Origin of the sequence: Kribbella sp. NPDC050124, assembly GCF_044460355.1 — a bacterium.
In the GTDB taxonomy this organism is placed as follows: domain Bacteria; phylum Actinomycetota; class Actinomycetes; order Propionibacteriales; family Kribbellaceae; genus Kribbella.
Genome location: NZ_JBITJU010000018.1, coordinates 1 through 18,211 on the forward strand (window position 1 = coordinate 1; position 18,211 = coordinate 18,211).

Below are 18,211 nucleotides of genomic sequence, written 5' to 3' on the forward strand. Positions count from 1 at the left end.
CAAACATCAACACCAACACCTGCGCCCAGCCGTCGTCAGCAACCTCAACGACGTACGCCGACCACCAGGTCGTCATCCAGAACGACGGTCAACACCCGTGGGGCGACCGGAGAAACTCCAGATACGGCCCGGTCCCTTTGGCGGAACGCAGCAACGCACGATCATCACTCACCGCGTGCAAGGTCCACCCCATCGCCCCACCCCAGAACCCAGCCATGGTCCGCGGCTCCGCACAGTCCACAACCACCGCGGCAATCGGCCCGGTGTCCCGGTAGATGTCCCGAGGCTCCAACACACAAAACAGATTCCCCTCCGGATCACCCAAAACCGTCCACGGCACCTCCCGCTGGCTTTCGGCAACCGTCGCCCCAAGCTCCTTCAACCGCGCAACCAACTCCTCGTGATGCGCCGCGGAACTGGTCGCAAGCTCAAGATGCGCGCGATTCTTCACCGCCTCCGGCTCCGGAACCCGGATCACATCAATACACACCACACCATCCACCGGCCACTTGGCCCCCACCGGCATGACCCCGGTAGCACCAGGCTCCGAACTGAAATCCCCCCACCCCAACGCCTCAGCCCAAAACCGCCCGACAGCCGAGTCATCCCCCGCCTTGAAATTAACCTGCACAAGCCCCAAAGCCATGCAATCACCCTATGCCCCAACCGCAGGTAGCCCGGTCCGTCCCAACGACAGCTGATTCACGCAGTGACCGCACCCACGGACACCCCCGGGGCCACCCACTACCTCGTCGTACAGCACCTGCTGGACTCAAATGCAACTGACGGGCCGCTCGACCACCGCAGGCCGGCCGGCTGGCAGGTTGTTTCACCGCTGACGTGCTGCAACCTGCCAGCGACCACGAAAGCCGCCACCGCCCTCCTCGTGGCGTAGGAAGGAGTCAGCTGGCGAGGATGACGGGGAAGGACTTGAGGACTGAGTCGAAGTGGTGGTCGGCTGCTGGGGTATTCAGGGTGTGGTGGTGGCCTATGCGGATGGTTTTGAGGCCGGCGTTGAGGCCGCCGGCTATGTCGTACGACGGGTGGTCGCCGACCATCCAGCCGTCTGTGAGGGTGGTGCCGGTCTGGGATGCGGCGAGTTCGAAGATGCGGCGGTCGGGTTTGCGTACGCCGGCGGCCTGGGAGATGCAGCAGTAGTCGACGGCCGCGGCAATGCCGGTGTGCTCGAGTTTGCCGGTCTGTTGTACGACGTTCCCGTTCGTCACCACGGCCACCCGCCATCCCGCCGTACGCAACGAAGCCAGCCCGTCGAGCACCGACTGCTCGACCCACGTGAACGGCGGATGCTCCCGGTCGTACGCCTCCACCAACTCCCCAACCGAAGCCCTCAACCCGAACGCCGACCGCAACCCCGCGAACAGCTGCTCCCGCGGCGTGAACCCACCGTTGTCATGGGCAAGCAACCACTCGACCGCGTCGTCCCCCAACCCGCCCCGGTCCACGAACCACCGAGCCCAGGCCAGGAACGCGCCATCGCGATCGATCAGCGTGTTGTCCAGGTCGAAGCAAGCCAGCCGAGCCATCAGACGTCGATGCGGTTTTCGTCCAGTTCGTAGGCGCCTTGGACGAGGAACTCCTTGCGGGGGGCGACATCGTTGCCCATCAGGAGGTCGAAGACCTGGGCGGCGGCCTCGCCGTCGTCGACGGTGATGCGGCGCAGCGTGCGGTGTCGCGGGTCCATGGTGGTCTCCGCCAGTTGGTCGGCGTCCATCTCACCGAGACCCTTGTAGCGCTGCGGCGGCTCCTTCCAGCGCACGTTCTTCTTCATCAGCTCGGCCGTCTTCCGCTGGTACTCGGCGTCGCTGTAGGTGTACAGGTACTTCTCCTGGCCCTTCTTCGGGTTCGTCAGCTCGAACCGGTGCAGCGGCGGTACGGCGGTGTAGACCCGGCCCGCCTCGACCAGCGGCCGCATGTACCGGAAGAACAGCGTGGCCAGCAGGCAGCGGATGTGCGCGCCGTCGGAGTCGGCGTCGGCCATGAAGATGATCTTGCCGTAGCGGACCTGCTCGAGGTCGAAGCTGCGACCGGACCCGGCGCCGACGACCTGGATGATCGAGGCGCACTCGGCGTTCTTCAGCATGTCGCCGACCGACGCCTTCTGCACGTTCAGGATCTTGCCCCGGATCGGCAGCAGGGCCTGGAACTCCGAGCTCCGGGCCAGCTTCGCCGTACCGAGCGCCGAATCACCCTCGACGATGAAGAGCTCGGAGCGGTCGACGTCGTTGCTGCGGCAGTCGGCCAGCTTCGCCGGCAGCGCCGACGACTCCAGCGCTGTCTTGCGTCGTTGCAGCTCGCGGTGCTGACGCGCGGCCACCCTGGTCCGGGAGGCGGCGACGATCTTCTCCAGTACGGCGCGGGCCTGCGCCTTGTACTCGCGCTTCGTCGAGGTGAGGAACGACTCCAGCTCGCCCTGCACGACCTTCGCGACGATCCGCGAGGCAGCCGGTGTGCCGAGGACCTCCTTGGTCTGGCCGTCGAACTGCGGCTCGGCCAGCCGGACCGTGACGACCGCGGTCAGGCCCTCGAGGACGTCGTCCTTGATGATCTCCTCGCCGCTCTTCAGCAACCGGGTGCCGTCGAGGGCGTTGGTGAAGCTCTTCGACAGGGCTCGCTCGAAGCCGGCCACGTGGGTGCCGCCCTTCGGCGTGGCCACGATGTTGACGAACGAGCGGAGCTCGGTCTCGTACCCGTCGCCCCAGCGGACCGCGACGTCGACGTCCAGGTCGCGCTCGACGTCGGTCGGGGTCATGTGCCCGGCGTCGTCGAGCATCGGCACGGTCTCGGTGAAGTGGCCGGTTCCGGTCAGCCGGATCACCTCGGTGACCTTCTGGTCGGTGGCCAGGAACTCGCAGAACTCGCTGATCCCGCCGTCGTGCTTGAAGGTCTCCTCGGTGACCTCGTCGCCGCGCTCGTCGCGGATCACCAGCTCGAGCCCGGGGACCAGGAACGACGTCTGCCGCGCCCGGGTGACCAGCTCGTCGTAGTTGAAGGTCGCGTCCCGGGTGAAGATCTGCCGGTCCGCCCAGTACCGGATCCGGGTCCCGGTGACGCCCTTCTTCGCGCGGCCGGCCTTGCGCAGACCCTTGGCCGGCGTGAACCCGGCCGCAGCGCCCTCGCCGTCGAACTCACCGGCAACACCGCGCCGGAACGAGGTGGTCCAGACCGTTCCGCCGCGGTCCACCTCGACGTCGAGCCGCGCGGACAGCGCGTTCACCACCGAGGCGCCGACACCGTGCAGACCGCCGGAGGCGTTGTAGGAGCCGCCGCCGAACTTGCCGCCGGCGTGCAGCTTGGTGAACACGACCTCGACCCCGCTGAGCTTGGTCTTCGGCTCGATGTCGACCGGGATGCCGCGGGCGCGGTCGATCACCTCGACCGAGCCGTCCTTGTAGAGGACGACGTCGATCCGCTCGCCGTGCCCGGCCAGGGCCTCGTCGACGGCGTTGTCGATGATCTCCCACAGGCAGTGCATCAGGCCGCGGCTGTCGGTGGACCCGATGTACATACCCGGCCGCTTGCGCACCGCCTCGAGTCCTTCGAGGACGAGGAGGTGACGGGCGTTGTACGTCGGGTCTAGCTCGGTACTGCGAGGCGTCGGGGCGGCCACTGGGCTCCTTCACTGGTTCACAAACTCACTGCCACGCATCCGGACCCGGCCGGGGTCCGAACACCTGTTCACAGACTATGCGGCCCGACCCCCAAAACCCTGCAGGCGGGGCTGTGGCGGGCGTGCGACCGGGTACCGGGGTCGCAGCGGATCGCCCGACGAGAAAGGTGTTTTGGCAGGTATCGATCCGGACTCGATCCGGAGTGGTGTACGACACTCCGAACATCAGCACACGGTGACGGCACCATGGCGCACAGTGAGAGAAGACACGCCCGACACCCGCTGGAAACATGAATTCGCCCGCTTCCGAAACGATTCCTCGTCAAGATGCGTCATACGGGAACAGGTGGTTCGTCTCACATACGGACACGCTGCCCCTACCGGGAAGTGATCCGCATGTCAGGATGTTGCTATCTGGTGAGTACGGAACTAGATGAGATGAGGCCTCAAGTGACTACAGCACTCGCCCCGAGTTCGACCCTGTCGGCTGCGGACCGTTGTGACCGCTGCGGCGCGCAGGCCTACGTCCGTGTCACCCTGACCTCCGGTGGGGAGCTGCTGTTCTGCGCCCACCACAGCCGGGAGCACGCGGAGAAGCTGCGCAACATCGCGATCACCATCCACGACGAGACGGGCCGGCTCGAAGCCACCCCGAGCGTCGCCGCGGACGACGAGCGGTAAGCCCAAGCTTCACAAACGCGCCAACGACGGCGCCAAAGTCATAGAGGCTGTGATGGCGGTCACCCCAAGGGGGTGGCCGCCATCCTTCATTCTCAGATCAGTGGTACGTCGGGAGGCGGCCCGTGGCGGCGGAGTTCCTGCCAAGCCCGGGCGAGCCTCGCCACCGCGTCATCCAGGACAGGTTCCGGGTAGGCGAATGGGACTCGGAGGTGGTCGTCGTGCTGGCCGGTGGGATCCATCGCGCGGCCCGCGACCACCTCGACGCCATGGCGCAGCGCCACCTGCGCGAACACCCGGGCGTCGGTGTCCGGCAGCCGGATCCACAACGCCGACCCACCTTCCGGCTCAGACCACTCCCAGTCCGGTAGCCGCTCGGTCAGCAACTGCCCCATCAACTTCCGCCGAGCCGTCGCGACCCGCGCCCGCGCCGACGTCAGCTCCCCCAGCCGCGGCAGCAACCGCGCCGTGAGCGCCTGGTCGATCACCGGACTGCCGAGATCGGCCAGCGCCTTGTGCCGCGCCAGCCGTTCGGCGAGCGGCCGCGACGCGCGGATCCAGCCGATCCGCAGTCCACCCCACACCGCCTTCGACACCGATCCGATCGTCAGCACCTCGCTGCCGTCCGGCGCGTACGCCGCCAGCGGTGGCGGGATCGCCGGTCCGGCCGGATCCCACGCCGAGTACGCGTTGTCCTCGACCACCACGACGCCGTGGTTCGCGGCCAACTCGGCCACCTGCCGCCGCCGGTTCGCCGACATCAGCCGCCCGGTCGGGTTGTGGAACGTCGGCATCACGAAAAGCATCGCCGGCTGGTGCTCGGCGAACGCAGCCGTCAGCAGATCAGGCCGGACCCCGGCATCATCCAGCGGTACGCCGACTACCCTGCCACCAGCCGCCCCGAACAGATCGAAACAACCGGGCCAACTGGGCTGCTCGATGACCACAGCCGCCCCGGTCCGCAAGTACATCTGGGTCACCAACGCGATCGCCTGATGCGCACCCGTGGTCACCACGATCTCGTCCGGTGCCGTCGGCAGCCCCGACTCCTCGAAGTGCTCGGCGATCCGCTCACGCAACACCCGCAGACCACGCGGGTGGTAGCCGACGTCGTCCAGCAGTGTCGGCAAGTCGCTGCTCGCCAGATCGATCAGCTCCGCGGCCAACTCAGGCATCCCTGGGTCGACGGCATACGTCAGCGAGATGACCTCGCCCGGACCGACCGCGATCCGGTGGAACAACGACTCGCCGTACCCGACCGGCATCCGTTTGTCCGCTCGTGAACGACCACGGCTCGCGGCCCGGGCGATCGTCGTACCGCTCCCCCGGCGGCTCTCGACCAGGCCGCGGGCGCGGAGCTCGTCGTACGCCGCGACGACTGTCGAGCGACTGACTGCGAGGGCCTCGGCGAGGCGGCGTTCGGCGGGCAGGCGGGCGCCGACCGGTAGCTCGGCCGAGCCGATCAGGCCGGCGATCGCGTCGGCCAGCCGGCGATACAGGCCGCCGCCCGGTCCGGTCAGCCGGCCGCCGATCAGGTCCGCCAGTGCGGCAGCATCTCCAGAACGGTCCACTTCTCCCCTTATTGGCTCGGGTGGACTGCTTCTCCCGCGGCCAGGCTAGTACCACAAGCCAGTCCAGTTCGAGAGGGAGAAGGATCATGGGGATCGCGCAGCTGCTGGGGTTCGCCGGCACGACGGTGGTGCTGGTCGGGATGCCGGGGCCGAACAATCTCTACATCTCGCTCCGCTCCCTCACCCAGGGACGCCGCGCCGGAGTGGTGTCCGCGCTCGCGATCGAGACCGGCACCCTCGTCTACATCGTCGTCGCCGCGCTCGGGCTCGCGACGCTGGTCAAGGCCTCGCCGATGTTGTTCACGGCGATCACAATCGCCGGTGCGCTGTACCTGGCGTACCTCGGCGTCAAGATGCTGAGGATGCCGGCGACCGAGACCGCCGGTGGTGTCCCGCCCGCGCCGCTGGGCCGCGTCTTCCGCGACGGCGTCGTGGTGAACCTGCTCAACCCGAAGGCAGCCCTGTTCTTCCTGGCCTTTCTCCCTCAGTTCACCAGCCGCGGCGCCGGACCCGACCAGCTGCGGACCGAGATGCTGCTGCTCGGTGTCGGCGCGCTCGTCATCGGCCTCACCCTCGACCTCTGCTACGCCGTCGGCGCCGACGCGATCGGCCGCCGGGTCCGGTCGGCGCGGACCTCCAGCCGGTGGCGCAACCGCATCGTCGCCGCGGTCTACCTCGCCCTCGCGACCGCCGCCGTCCTGACCGTCTGAGCTGACTCAGTGCTGGAGGCCCTCCGGGGCCTCCAGCACCGTCAGCTCGCCGGACTGCCAGTGCAGGGACAGCCTGTCGCTTCCCAGCCGCAGACCAGAGACCCTCAGCGACTCCCATGGCATCGAGTCCGCCGGGTTCAGCACCAGCGTGCCGCCCGGGACGTCGGGCTCGATCCCCAGTGCCGCGACGACCACCGCGACGGCGGAGGCAGCCGCCCACGCCTGCGGGAAGCATGACAACGGGTACGGCGTCGGCGTCGACTCGTCCGCCAGTCCGCGGCCGCCGTACAGCTCCGGCAGCCGGTAGTCGAACGCCTCCGCGGCCCGGATCAGGCCCTCGACGTACGACGACGCGCGTGCGCCGTGACCGGTCGCGTACAGGCCTTGGACGGCCATCGCGGTGTCGTGCGGCCAGACGCTGCCGGTGTGGTAGCCGAGTGGGTTGAACCGGGTCATTGCCGTGGTCAACGTTCGCAGCCCGAAGCCGCTGTCCAGGTCGGCGCCGGCCAGGACCTCGGCGACCGTCAGCTCCTCATCGGCATCGAGCAGTCCGGTGCCGAGCAGGTGGCCCATGTTCGAGGCGCGGCCGGCGACCGGGTTCTTCTCGCCGTCGAGGGCGATGGCCGGATAGCCGTCGACCCAGAAGGCGCTGCGGAACCGCTCCTGCAGTGCGGCGGCCCACACGCGCCACTCGTCACCGGACTCGCCGTGGGCCTCGAGCAACTCGGCTCCGCGGACGGCTGCGGCGTACGCGTAGCCCTGGACCTCGCACAGTGCGATCGGCGCGGAGGCGATCGTGCCGTCCGGCCACTGCACTGCGTCGACCGAGTCTTTCCAGCCCTGGTTGGCGAGGCCGTGGCCGGACTCGTCGATGTACTCGAGGAAGCCGTCGCCGTCCGGGTCGGAGTACTCCTTCAGCCAGGTCAGAGCGTTGCGGAGGTTGGGCAGCAGGTCCCGGACCTGGTCGGCGGGCATGCCCCAGCGCCACGCCTTGTGCAGGGTCATGATCCAGAGCTGGGTCGCGTCGTGCGTGCCGTAGTACGCCGCGGGCAGGACCAAGCCGCCGCCGTGGTCGGCGACCTCCGCGCGGAGCTCGTGCGGGATCTTGCCGGGCTGCTCGGCGGAGTCGGGGTCGACCTTGGTGCCCTGCCAGGCAGCTAGTGCTCGGAGTGTGCCGGCGGCCAGCTCGGGGTCGACCGGGATCAGCATGCCGGAGGAGATCAGCGAGTCGCGGCCGAAGAGCGTGAGGTACCAGGGCGGTCCGGCGCCGAGGTAGCGGTCGTCGCCGGCTGCGAGCTGCAGGGCCTGCACGTCTGCGAGTGACCGGCTCACCCAGCGGTCCACACGCTTGTCGTTGCAGTCGACGGCGAAGGTGTAGGGCTGCCGGTCGGCCGGTGGGTCGATGCTGAAGCCGGTGGTCGGCTTCGGGAAGTCGGCGCTGACCTGGAGAGTCACGGTGAACTCCTCCCCCGGTTCCAGCCGCGGGGTCGCGGTCACGCCGGGGTCGAGGTGCACGGTGACCCGGGTGCCGGAGTTGTCCCAGTGCAGGCGGGCCGGGCCGTCGTACGCGGGACTGAGCTCGGGCAGGTCCGCGGCGGCGCCGCTGCGGACGGCCGCCGTACCCGCCAGGTCGGTGCCCAGGGCAACGTCCAGGCGGCACTCGACCGTCGCGCGGGAGCGGTTCACCAGGCGGATGCGCTCGGTCAGACCGTCGGAGCCGACCTCACGGGTGCGGTACAGCATCACGGTCGGGTCGTGCCGGTTGGAGTCGCCCAGTCCCTCGACCACGGCGACGTACTCGTGGACCGCGGCCGAGCGCTCGTCGGCGTGGATCGGGACCGGCGGTTCACCGTTGATGGTGACGCTCAGCCGGGACAGGATGCGCCGGTCCCGGGCATAGACGCCCTCCGAGCCGGTGCCGGTGAGCTGACCGGAGCGGGGCGAGAGAACCACCCAGGGAGCAGCGAGTGCGATGACCAGTTCGTGCAGCTGGGGCATGTGCCCCACCCTACGGGCCCCACCGTGCGGCAGAGTGGGGACCGTGAACAGTGTTGCGACGTTCCTCGTCGGTGTGGCGATCTTCGTCGGGATCGCGGGCATCGTCATCCCGGTGCTGCCGGGCGCCCTGCTCAGCCTGGCGGCGATCCTGATCTGGGCGCTGGCGGAGCAGAGCCCGACCGGCTGGATCGTGCTCGCCGCCGCCATCGTGCTGATCGGGGCGAGCCAGGTGGTGAAGTACGTCGTACCGGAGCGACGGCTCCGGGAGTCCGGGGTGCCGCGGCGGTCGATGTTCGTCGGCGTCGTGCTCGGCATCGTGGGGTTCTTCGTGATCCCTGTGGTCGGTATGTTCGTCGGCTTCCCGCTCGGCGTGTACCTGTCCGAGCGGCAGCGGCTCGGTCGCCACGCCGACGCCTGGGGGTCGACGAAGCACGCGCTGCGGGCGACCGGGCTGTCGATCCTGATCGAGTTCATCGGCACGTCGCTCGCGGCCGCCGTCTGGCTGGGCGCCGTACTGTTCGTGGTCTAGTCACCGTCCGCAACGCCCCGATTGCCAGCGTTCTCGCAGTACCGTCCAACGGCCGTACCAAGCGTTATCTGATTGCCAGGGTGTTCTTAGGTGCACCGGAGGTTGGTGGGTCAGGCTGAGGCATGGTGTCGTATCAGAAGGTTTTCGAGAATCGTTGGCGGGTGGCCGGCACGGCGGCTGCGGTTGCGGTCCTGAGCGTGGCCGGCGGCGTCGCCTGGGCGGCGGGTAGCGCGGACCCGACTCCTACACCGTCCCCCTCGGCCTCGCCGTCCACGACCCCGGACAAGCCGGGTGAGCCGGGCAAGGGGCCGCACCGGGGTGGGCAGTTCGGGCTCGGCGGCGCGCTGCATGGTGAGTTTGTGGTGAAGAAGGACGACGGGAGCTACCAGACCGTCGCCACCCAGCGCGGCGAGGTGACCGCGGTCAGCAAGGAGTCGATCACGGTGAAGAGCGAGGACGGCTACAGCCGGACCTACACGCTCACCGAGGACACCTTGGTGAACGCAGCCCGGGACGGCATCGACGACGTGAAGACCGGGAACACGGTGTCCGTCTTCGCCGTGGTCGCGGACGGCAAGGCCACCGCCACCTCGGTCAACGACGGCACCGTCCGCGACGCCGCCCGCGACCGCTGGGGCTTCGGCCGCGGCCCCCGCTGACCCGCATTTTGGCTGGTTGACCTACGAGGTGAGGGGTTTGCCACCCAGGTTCCGGGTAGCAAACCCCGCATTCGGTTGGTCAGCCAGTCAAATGCGGCCGGGCGGACGGGTGACTCACAGGTGATTGCCAGGAAGCTTGCAGGGTTCGCACGGGTTGCGGCGGCAGACTGAGGGCATGAGCCCGCATCTGCTGGTGGTCGACGACGAGCCGAACATCGTCGAGTTGCTGTCCGCGAGTCTGCGTTTCGCCGGGTACGAGGTGACCACGGCGACCCACGGCGCGGAGGCGCTGCGCAAGGCCCGGGAGGTGGAGCCGGACCTGGTCGTGCTGGACGTCATGATGCCCGGCCTGGACGGCTTCGAGGTGGTACGGCGGCTCCGTAGCGAAGACCGGCACGTGCCAGTGCTGTTCCTCACCGCCCGGGACGCGGTCGAGGACAAGGTGCTCGGTCTGCACACCGGCGGCGACGACTACGTGACCAAGCCGTTCAGCCTGGACGAGTTGGTCGCCCGGGTCCGCGCCTTGCTCCGCCGATCCGGTCACCGCGAGCAGACCACGACCGAGGCCGCCGTACTGCGCTATGCCGACCTCGAGCTCAACGAGGACAGCTACGAGGTGTTCAAGGCCGGCCATGCGGTCCAGCTGTCGCTCACCGAGTTCAAGCTGCTGCGCTGCCTGCTGGAGAACGCCGAGCGGGTGATGTCGAAGGGCCAGATCCTGTCCGCGGTCTGGAACTACGACTTCGCCGGGGACGCCGGCGTGGTCGAGTCGTACATGTCCTACCTGCGCCGTAAGGTCGACACCGGCGACCAGAAGCTGCTCCACACCGTCCGCGGGGTCGGCTACGTCCTCCGCACCCCACGAGGCCCCAACTGATGCAGCTGACCCACCGGCGGTTCACCGACCGGTACCCGCTTCGCGTCACCATCGTCGTCGTCCTGCTGACGCTGGTGGCAGTAGCGCTTGTCGCGTCCGGCGTCCTGGCGACCACGATCATGCGCGGCTACCTGGTCGACCGGGTGGACACTCAGCTGACCAAGACCGCCGCCGCCTTCCAGCAGGACAACAGCGCCACCAACCGTCCCCTCCGGCCTGGTCCGGGGCGGAACCGGCCGCTGCCGAGCCTCATCGTCGTACAGTTCAACGACTCCGAGGGCGACCCCGACGACTCGCCGTTCCGGGCGCCGCTGGCCGAGACCGACCCGCTGCCGGACCTTCCGAAGCTGAACCTGAACCAGGTCCGCGCCCTCGACGGCAAGGCGTTCAACACCGATGCGATCTCAGGCGACGCGACCTGGCGAGTCGTGGCGGTGCCGCTGAACAACGGCCAAGGCTCGGTGATGGTGGCGCAGAGCCTCGGCGACCTGGATCGGACCATCCAGCGACTGATCGGAGTCCAGGCGGCCGCCGGACTCATCCTCCTGGTGTTGCTGGCCGGCGTCGGGACCTTCGTCGTACGGCGAAGTCTGCGCGGGCTCGAGGACGTCGAGCACACCGCCGTCGCGATCGCAGGTGGAGACCTGGGCCGGCGCGTTCCGCAGCGGGACCCACGCACCGAGGTCGGCCGGCTGTCGGTCGCGTTGAACCAGATGCTCGGCCAGATCGAGAACGCCTTCGCGCAGCGGACCGCGTCGGAGTTCGCTGCGCGGCGATCCGAGGACGCAGCACGTCGTTCGGAGGAGGCGGCCCGGCAGTCGGAGGATCGGATGCGGCGGTTCGTGGCCGACGCCTCGCACGAGTTGCGCACGCCGCTGACGTCGATCCGTGGGTTTGCTGAGCTCAGCCGGCAGCGCGGTGACTCGACCGATCCGGAGATCATGCGGCGGATCGAGGACGAGGCGAAGCGGATGGGCCTGCTCGTCGACGACCTGCTCCTGCTGGCGCGCCTCGATCAGCAGCGGCCGCTTCGGATGGAGCCGGTCGACCTGCTCCCGATCGCCGCGGACGCGTTGCACAACGCCCAGGCGGTCCAGCCGGACCGGAACATCTCGCTGAAGATCCTGCCGGACTCCGAGGCGCCGGTGGTCGAGGGCGACGAGGCCCGGCTGCGCCAAGTGCTCGGCAACCTGGTCAGCAACGCGTTGCACCACACCCCTGTCGACGCACCGATCACCGTCTCGATCGGCACCCGGGGCGGCGACGCGATCCTCGAGGTGAGCGACACCGGCCCCGGCCTGACCGACGAGCAGAAAGCACGCGTCTTCGAGCGGTTCTACCGAGCCGACTCGGCCCGCACCCGCGCAACCGGCGGCTCCGGCCTCGGCCTCTCGATCGTCGCCGCCCTCGTCGCCGCCCACCACGGCCGAGTCACCGTCGCCGACACGTCCCCGCACGGCGCAACCTTCACCGTCCACCTACCGCTGAACGGCTGAGGTCGCTCTCAGGAGGTCATCTGAGCGGTCTGCTCCGCGGCCCAGCGGGCGGCCGCATCGACGACCGGGATCGTCGGATCCACCAACCACGCCGCCTCGAGCCCGTAGCAGAAGGCGATGATCTCCATCGCCTTGAGCCGCGGCTCGATGTCGGTGCGCATCTCACCGCGATCCTGCGCGGCGTGCAGCGTAGCCGTCACCCGGTCGATCGTCGTCTGGTAGCCCTCGACCAAACGCGGGTGGAGATCGGTGTCAGGGCTGACGTTCTCGCCGAGGACGACGGTGTTCATCCCGAGCAGGCTGGCCACCTTGTCGTCGTGCTGGCTCGGCCAGCTCGCCATGTGCCGGGCGATGATGTCCACGATCTTGACGCCCGGGTCGGGCCCGTCACCCCACAGCCACTCCTCGGTGAAGGCCAGGTGGCGGTCCAGGACCGCGTTCAGCAGTGCCTCCTTGCTGCGGAAGTGATACAGCAGGCCGGTCTGTGACACCCCGGCCTCGGCGGCGATGTCCGCGAGGCTCGTGCCGCGCGCCCCGTTCCGTGCGATGAAGCGTACGGCGACGTCGACGATCCGCTCCCGGGTCTCCAGGCCCTTGGCCGAGGTCTTGGGCTGCTGAGCAGCGGGCACGGTCGATCTCCTCGCGGTGGTCGGGACGGTCGCCGCCAAGCATAGACAACCGACTGAGTACTCGGTAGCTTTTGCAAAACAGACCGAGTACTCAGTCTGTAATGAGGAGGGACCGATCCGAATGAACTCAGCGTCCTGGCCGGAAGTGCCGGTCGTCGGCGATGCGGACACTCAGCCCCGCCCGCACGAGCAGGTCCAGGCCTTCCTGGACAGTGTCGACCCGTCGCCCGACCCGTGGAGCGCCGACATCGCGAGCGTGCGCGCGGACGCCCGCGAGAAGGTCTTGGCGGTGTCCGGCGAGCCCACGCCGGTGGCGTTCGTCGAGTCGATCGACGTGGACGGCGTACCGGGCCGGCTGTACCGTCCCAGCGGAGCGGAACGAGACCTGCTGGTCTGGGCGCACGGCGGCGGTTGGATCCACGGCGACCTCGACACCGCCGACGGTGTTGCCCGCGCACTGGCGTACCGGGCCGGGTGCGCTGTCCTGTCGGTCGACTACCGGCTCGCGCCCGAACATCCCTTTCCGGCCGGCTTCGACGACCTGTGGACCGCTGTCACCTGGGCTCGGCGATCCTTCGACAGCGTGGCCGTCGGCGGTGACAGTTCCGGTGGGAATCTCGCTGCTGCGACTGCGCTCAAGGCCCGTGACGAAGGTGTCGAGCTGGCGACCCAACTGCTGGTCTACCCGGCCCTCGACAGCATCGAAGACACCGCCTACAAGGTCGACTTTCGCCGGCGGTACGCGACCTTCGCGGGCCGGACGGGCTTCGGCGCCAACAGCTACCGGCGGCTGCAGCACATCTGGGCGACCTACGTTCCCGACCCGGCGGCTCGCAAGGCGCCGTACGTGTCCCCGCTCCATGCTGAGTCCGTGTACGGCGTCGCCCCCGCGACGATCGTGATCGCCGAGCACGACTTCCTCCGCGGCGAGGCCGAGGACTATGCCCGGCGGCTGCGGGCAACCGATGTACCGGTCGAGGTGCACGAGTACGCGGGCCAGATCCACGGGTTCTTCGAGATGTTCGCCGTCATGACCGATGCCCATCATGCCGTGGCTGCGGCCGGTGACGCCGTTCGCCGGGCCTTCCAGACCAGCCACCCGATCGAGACTTCCAAGGAGCTGTCGTGCGATCGCTGACGCGGTACCGCAGAATCGTCCAGGCGGCCGCGGCCGCCCTGACGTCCGTCCTGATCTTCGCCGCCTGCGCACCGGGTGGAAACTCCGACGCCGGCCCGGCGCCGTCCAAGCCGGTGACCACCGGTGTCGGCAGTGCGCCGGTGACGCTGAAGCTGCTCGTCAACAGTGGCGTCGACGTCGCGTTCTACACCGCGCTCGGCGAGCAGTTCCACGCCAAGTACGGCAACGTCACCGTCAAGGTGGAGAACCAGGACTACGCCACGCTCACCACGAACATCGCGCACATTCTTGCTGGGAGCAACGTTCCCGACCTGGTCCGGGTCTCCCAGCTGGGCAACCTGACCGGGGACCACCTGCTGGCGAACCTCGACCCGTACGCCGCGGCGTACGGGTGGGACAAGTGGCCGCAGTCGCAGTTCGCCTCGACCCGCGTCGCCCCGGACGGCAAGCAGCGCGGGACGGGATCGCTCTATGCTGCCGGTCCCGGCTTCGGGCTCACCGGCGTGTACTACAACCGGGCGCTCGCCCAGCGGATCGGCATGACGCAACCGCCGGCGACGGTCGCCGAGTTCGAGCAACTGCTCGCAAAGGCGAAGGACGCCGGCCTGCAGCCGATCATGATCAACGGCAAGGACGGCGGCAGCGTCTACCCACTGCAGAACCTGGTGATGTCGGCAGCGGGCGACGCACAGGCCGTTCAGGACTGGAACTACGCCAAGCCCGGCGCGAGCATCGACAACGAGTCGACCGTGAAGGGCGCGACGACGCTGCAGCGCTGGGGGCAGGCGGGCTACCTGCCGGCTGACGTCAACGACATCGACCAGACCCGGGCACCGGCCGAGTTCCTCGAGGGCAAGGGCGTCTTCTTCCCGAGCGGCAACTGGCAGGCACCCGGACTGGACAAGGCCGGGGCCGGACAGTTCGGCTTCTTCCTCTTCCCGCCCGGCGAGGCAGGCGGACCGTCGTACGCGATGACCGCCGCTGCCAATCTGGGGATCCCGGCGAAGTCGCCCAACGCCGACGTCGCGGCCGCGTTCCTGGACTTCGTGCAGACCGATGCGCAGGCACGGCAGAACACCGTGACGCTCGGCGGCCTCGTGCCCGCCGGACCATCGGACGCGTCCGCTCCGACCGCGCCCGAGGGATCGGCGGTCGCCGCCACCGTCGCCGCGTTCCAGGAGTTGCTGAAGAGCAACGGGCTGGTCGGCTTCATGGCCGATGCGACCGCTTCGATCCACGTCAACAGCCTGATCCCACAGACGCAGTTGCTGCTGGCCGGCAAGACAACGCCGGAAGCGTTCGCGGCGAAGGTGCAGGCCGACTACGAACGCGATCTAGGCCAATGAGTCCATCGGTGCTGGAACAGACTCCACCTGTGACGGAGCTGCCGAGAGAGCCGGCGGCCAGACGACCTGCCGTACGGCGCCGTCGGCGTCGCTGGAGCGCATTGCTCTGGGTCGCACCGGCGTTCGGCATGTACGCCGTGTTCGTGCTGTTCCCGATGGCGCAATCCGTGCAGTACTCGTTCTACGACTGGGACGGCATCGGCCCGGCGACACCGGCCGGACTGGACAACTGGAAGGCGATCTTCACCCGGCCGGAGCTGCTGCAATCCCTCGTGCACGCGTTCATCCTGGTCTTCTTCTACACGGTCCTGCCGGTTGGGCTCGGGCTGATCGCGGCCTCGCTCATCCGCGAGCTCCGGCCCGGCGCGTTCAGCACAACAGCCCGGGTGATGCTGTTCATCCCGCAGGTGCTGCCGCTGGTCGCGGCCGGCATCGCGTGGACCTGGATGTACTCCTCGGACGGCCTGGTCAACCAGGTGATGCGCGCGGTCGGCCTCGATCGGTACACCCGGGCGTGGCTGGGTGACTTCACCTTCGCCCTACCGGCGGTCGGCGTGATCGGGGTCTGGGTCATGCTCGGCTTCTGCACGGTGCTGCTGCTCGCGGGCATCGGGAAGATCGACCCGGCGCTCTACGAGGCGGCTCGTCTGGACGGCGCTGGCCGGATCAGCGAGTTCTTCGCCGTGACGCTCCCGGGACTGCGGCGGGAGCTCGTCGTGTGTACGACGTTCACGATGATCGCGGCGCTGGCCAGTTTCGACGTCGTCCAGATCGCGACGCAGGGCGGTCCCGGCTACCAGACGATGGTGCCCGGCGTGCAGATCTACCGGCTGACGTTCCTCCAGCAGCACGTCGGCCAGGCCTCTGCGCTCGCGGTGCTGCTGGCCGTCCTCGTGCTCGTGGTCATCTGGCCGATCCAGCGGCTCGGGAGGGAGAGATGATCGCCCAGCGGGTCACCCGGACCGGGATTCTGCTCGCGCTGATGCTGTTCGCGGTCGTACCGCTGCTGAGCATGTTCACCACGGCGCTGGCCGCGCCGGGCAGCACACCGCAGGGCCTCAGCTGGCCGAGCGACCCGCACTGGAGCAACTTCGTGGACGCGTGGAGCGCGGCGAACTTTCTCGCCCTGTTCCGCTCCAGCACGCTCATCGTGCTGGGTGTCGTCCCGGCCACAGTCGCAATGGCCACCGCGGCGGGCTACGCCCTCGCTCAGCTCGACGTGCCGTTCGGCAAGGTGATCTACGGTCTCCTGCTCGTCGGTCTCACCCTGCCGTTCGAGGCACTGATCACCCCGCTGTACTACGACCTCCGGAGCATGGGACTGCTCGGGACGCGGCTTGCGATCGTGCTGCCGCTGATCGGGCTGCTCATGCCGTTCGGCGTGTTCTGGATGCGGGCGCACTTCCTCGGCGCCGAGCCGGCCCTCACCGAGGCAGCGAAGGTCGACGGCGCCGGCACCTGGCAGACGTTCCGCCGGATCCACCTGCCACTGGCCACGTCGGCGTGGTCCGCGCTGGCGGTGCTCTTCTTCCTCGCCAGCTGGAACCAGTACCTGCTGCCGCTCGTCCTCGTCGACGATCCGGCGAAGCGAACGGTGGCCGGTGGGCTCGGCGCCTTCCAGGGGCAGTACGGCACCGACATCGTCCTGCTGTGTGCCGGTTCGCTGCTGATCATCCTGCCCTCGCTGGTGATCTTCCTGATCTTCCAGCGCAACTTCGTCAAGGCGCTCATGCAAGGAGCCGTGAAGTGAACGACGCCCAGCTTGCCCGCCGCAGCGTCCTGGTCGCACCGGCGACCTCGAAACTCGAGGACACCGAGGTCCGGCCACCCGAACACGTTGACGGGTTCGTCAAGGCACTGGTCAGGATGGACTGACCTCGGACGAGCGCCGGCTAGAGCACGGGGAAGAAGCGGTTGGCGGATTCGCCGTGTTCGAGGACTTCGGCGGCGGGGCCGAGGATTTTGTGGTCCGGGCGGCCGACCAGGTCGTGGTCCTTGTTCGGGTAGTCGTGCAGGCTCAGGACGTGCCGCATCGCCTCCAGGCGGGCGCGCTTCTTGTCATTGCTCTTGACAACGGTCCACGGCGCGTGCGGCGTGTCGGTGTAGTGGAACATGGCTTCCTTGGCCTCGGTGTAGGCAGCCCACTTGTCCAGCGACGCCAGGTCGGTCGGCGACAGCTTCCACTGCCGGACCGGGTCGATCTGGCGGATCGTGAACCGGGTCTGCTGCTCGGCCCGCGACACCGAGAACCACAGCTTGACCAGCTTGATACCGGACCGGACCAGCATCCGCTCGAACTCCGGCGCCTGGCGCATGAACTCCTCGTACTCGTCCTGCGAGCAGAAGCCCATCACCCGCTCGACGCACGCGCGGTTGTACCAGGACCGGTCGAACAGCACCATCTCCCCCGCGGCCGGCAGGTGCTCGACGTAGCGCTGGAAATACCACTGCGTCTGCTCGCGCTCGGTCGGCTTCTCCAGCGCGACGATGCGCGCGCCGCGCGGGTTCAGGTGCTCCATGAAGCGCTTGATCGTGCCGCCCTTTCCGGCCGCGTCGCGTCCCTCGAACACGATCACCAGCTTCTGCTGCGTCCGCTTCACCCAGTACTGCAACTTGAGCAACTCGATCTGCAGCAGCCGCTTGTCCCGGTCGTACACCTCGCGTGGCAGCCGTTCGCCGTACGGGTAGCCCTCCCGCCAGGTGTCGACCGGTGTCCCGTCGGCACGTATCAGGACCGGGTCGTCGTCCTCTTCATCCAGAACCCGGAAACCCAACTCGTGAACCAGATCGGGGGTGCTCATGGCGCTCAGAGTCGCCGCCTGCGATGAACCGTGAGCGGATCCCAGATGAACAAAACTCCGGTACCGTTGACCAGGGGTAGGGAGACGCGTGACCGGGGTGACCGGTCGCTCTTCGGGGGGATCCGGCTGGCCCGGATCTTGCAGGGAATGG

Annotated in this window: 18 protein-coding genes; 11 read left to right on the top strand and 7 right to left on the bottom strand. The window is 68.6% G+C overall.

The window, feature by feature from the left end:
* Positions 1–88: 88 nt before the first annotated feature.
* The 3 genes from ACIBL3_RS32030 to ACIBL3_RS32040 all read right to left on the bottom strand — a co-directional run bounded on the left by ACIBL3_RS32030 (position 89) and on the right by ACIBL3_RS32040 (position 3,628).
* Entirely contained in the window at positions 89–646 is a 558-nt protein-coding gene (locus ACIBL3_RS32030) for a VOC family protein (protein WP_396357501.1), read from the bottom strand.
* A 256-nt stretch (positions 647–902) separates the two neighbouring features.
* On the bottom strand, positions 903–1,544 hold the full coding sequence (locus ACIBL3_RS32035; RefSeq protein ID WP_396357503.1) for an HAD family hydrolase: 642 nt from the start codon (positions 1,542–1,544) through the stop codon (positions 903–905).
* Entirely contained in the window at positions 1,544–3,628 is a 2,085-nt protein-coding gene (locus ACIBL3_RS32040) for a type IIA DNA topoisomerase subunit B (protein WP_396357504.1), read from the bottom strand. The genes ACIBL3_RS32035 and ACIBL3_RS32040 overlap by 1 nt, the downstream gene beginning before the upstream one ends.
* Before the next feature lie 438 nt (positions 3,629–4,066).
* On the opposite strand from ACIBL3_RS32040, the gene ACIBL3_RS32045 reads away from it, so the two are divergent.
* On the top strand, positions 4,067–4,309 hold the full coding sequence (locus ACIBL3_RS32045; protein ID WP_360536329.1) for a hypothetical protein: 243 nt from the start codon (positions 4,067–4,069) through the stop codon (positions 4,307–4,309).
* Between the two features lie 92 nt (positions 4,310–4,401).
* Here ACIBL3_RS32045 and ACIBL3_RS32050 read toward each other — a convergent pair whose 3' ends face one another.
* Positions 4,402–5,877 (bottom strand): PLP-dependent aminotransferase family protein, encoded by a 1,476-nt coding sequence (locus ACIBL3_RS32050; RefSeq protein WP_396357506.1) that lies wholly within the window; start codon positions 5,875–5,877, stop codon positions 4,402–4,404.
* Between the two features lie 86 nt (positions 5,878–5,963).
* Here ACIBL3_RS32050 and ACIBL3_RS32055 point away from each other — a divergent pair, with 86 nt between their 5' ends.
* Entirely contained in the window at positions 5,964–6,587 is a 624-nt protein-coding gene (locus ACIBL3_RS32055; protein WP_396357507.1) for a LysE family translocator, read from the top strand.
* Between the two features lie 6 nt (positions 6,588–6,593).
* Here the strand turns inward: ACIBL3_RS32055 and ACIBL3_RS32060 are convergent, their stop codons facing one another.
* Positions 6,594–8,585, bottom strand: coding sequence for a glycogen debranching N-terminal domain-containing protein (locus tag ACIBL3_RS32060; RefSeq protein ID WP_396357510.1), 1,992 nt, complete (start codon positions 8,583–8,585; stop codon positions 6,594–6,596).
* A 43-nt stretch (positions 8,586–8,628) separates the two neighbouring features.
* Between ACIBL3_RS32060 and ACIBL3_RS32065 the strand changes: the two genes are divergently transcribed.
* The 4 genes from ACIBL3_RS32065 (at position 8,629) to ACIBL3_RS32080 (ending at position 12,146) form a co-directional block, all read left to right on the top strand.
* Positions 8,629–9,114: a DUF456 domain-containing protein gene (locus ACIBL3_RS32065; RefSeq protein WP_396357511.1), complete on the top strand. Its 486-nt coding sequence runs from the start codon at positions 8,629–8,631 to the stop codon at positions 9,112–9,114.
* Between the two features lie 122 nt (positions 9,115–9,236).
* Entirely contained in the window at positions 9,237–9,773 is a 537-nt protein-coding gene (locus ACIBL3_RS32070; RefSeq protein WP_396357512.1) for a hypothetical protein, read from the top strand.
* A gap of 175 nt (positions 9,774–9,948) precedes the next feature.
* Entirely contained in the window at positions 9,949–10,650 is a 702-nt protein-coding gene (locus tag ACIBL3_RS32075) for a response regulator transcription factor (protein ID WP_396357513.1), read from the top strand.
* Positions 10,650–12,146, top strand: a complete 1,497-nt coding sequence (locus ACIBL3_RS32080; RefSeq protein WP_396357514.1) for a sensor histidine kinase — start codon at positions 10,650–10,652, stop codon at positions 12,144–12,146. The genes ACIBL3_RS32075 and ACIBL3_RS32080 overlap by 1 nt, the downstream gene beginning before the upstream one ends.
* Before the next feature lie 8 nt (positions 12,147–12,154).
* Here ACIBL3_RS32080 and ACIBL3_RS32085 read toward each other — a convergent pair whose 3' ends face one another.
* Positions 12,155–12,775 (bottom strand): TetR/AcrR family transcriptional regulator, encoded by a 621-nt coding sequence (locus ACIBL3_RS32085; protein ID WP_396357515.1) that lies wholly within the window; start codon positions 12,773–12,775, stop codon positions 12,155–12,157.
* 121 nt (positions 12,776–12,896) lie between these two features.
* Here ACIBL3_RS32085 and ACIBL3_RS32090 point away from each other — a divergent pair, with 121 nt between their 5' ends.
* The 5 genes from ACIBL3_RS32090 to ACIBL3_RS32110 are packed head-to-tail and all read left to right on the top strand — an operon-like array spanning position 12,897 to position 17,134.
* A complete protein-coding gene (locus ACIBL3_RS32090; RefSeq protein WP_396357516.1) occupies positions 12,897–13,913 on the top strand; it encodes an alpha/beta hydrolase in 1,017 nt (338 codons plus the stop codon).
* Complete coding sequence (locus ACIBL3_RS32095; protein WP_396357517.1) at positions 13,901–15,259, top strand: ABC transporter substrate-binding protein; 1,359 nt, start codon at positions 13,901–13,903, stop codon at positions 15,257–15,259. Before ACIBL3_RS32090 ends, ACIBL3_RS32095 begins: the two co-directional genes overlap by 13 nt.
* A gap of 29 nt (positions 15,260–15,288) precedes the next feature.
* A complete protein-coding gene (locus tag ACIBL3_RS32100; protein WP_396357518.1) occupies positions 15,289–16,200 on the top strand; it encodes a carbohydrate ABC transporter permease in 912 nt (303 codons plus the stop codon).
* Positions 16,197–17,009, top strand: a complete 813-nt coding sequence (locus tag ACIBL3_RS32105) for a carbohydrate ABC transporter permease (RefSeq protein ID WP_396357519.1) — start codon at positions 16,197–16,199, stop codon at positions 17,007–17,009. The genes ACIBL3_RS32100 and ACIBL3_RS32105 overlap by 4 nt, the downstream gene beginning before the upstream one ends.
* Entirely contained in the window at positions 17,006–17,134 is a 129-nt protein-coding gene (locus ACIBL3_RS32110) for a hypothetical protein (RefSeq protein ID WP_396357520.1), read from the top strand. The genes ACIBL3_RS32105 and ACIBL3_RS32110 overlap by 4 nt, the downstream gene beginning before the upstream one ends.
* Positions 17,135–17,151: 17 nt before the next feature.
* On the opposite strand, the gene ppk2 is transcribed toward ACIBL3_RS32110, so the two are convergent.
* Entirely contained in the window at positions 17,152–18,060 is a 909-nt protein-coding gene (ppk2, locus tag ACIBL3_RS32115) for a polyphosphate kinase 2 (RefSeq protein WP_396357521.1), read from the bottom strand.
* Positions 18,061–18,211 lie beyond the last annotated feature (151 nt).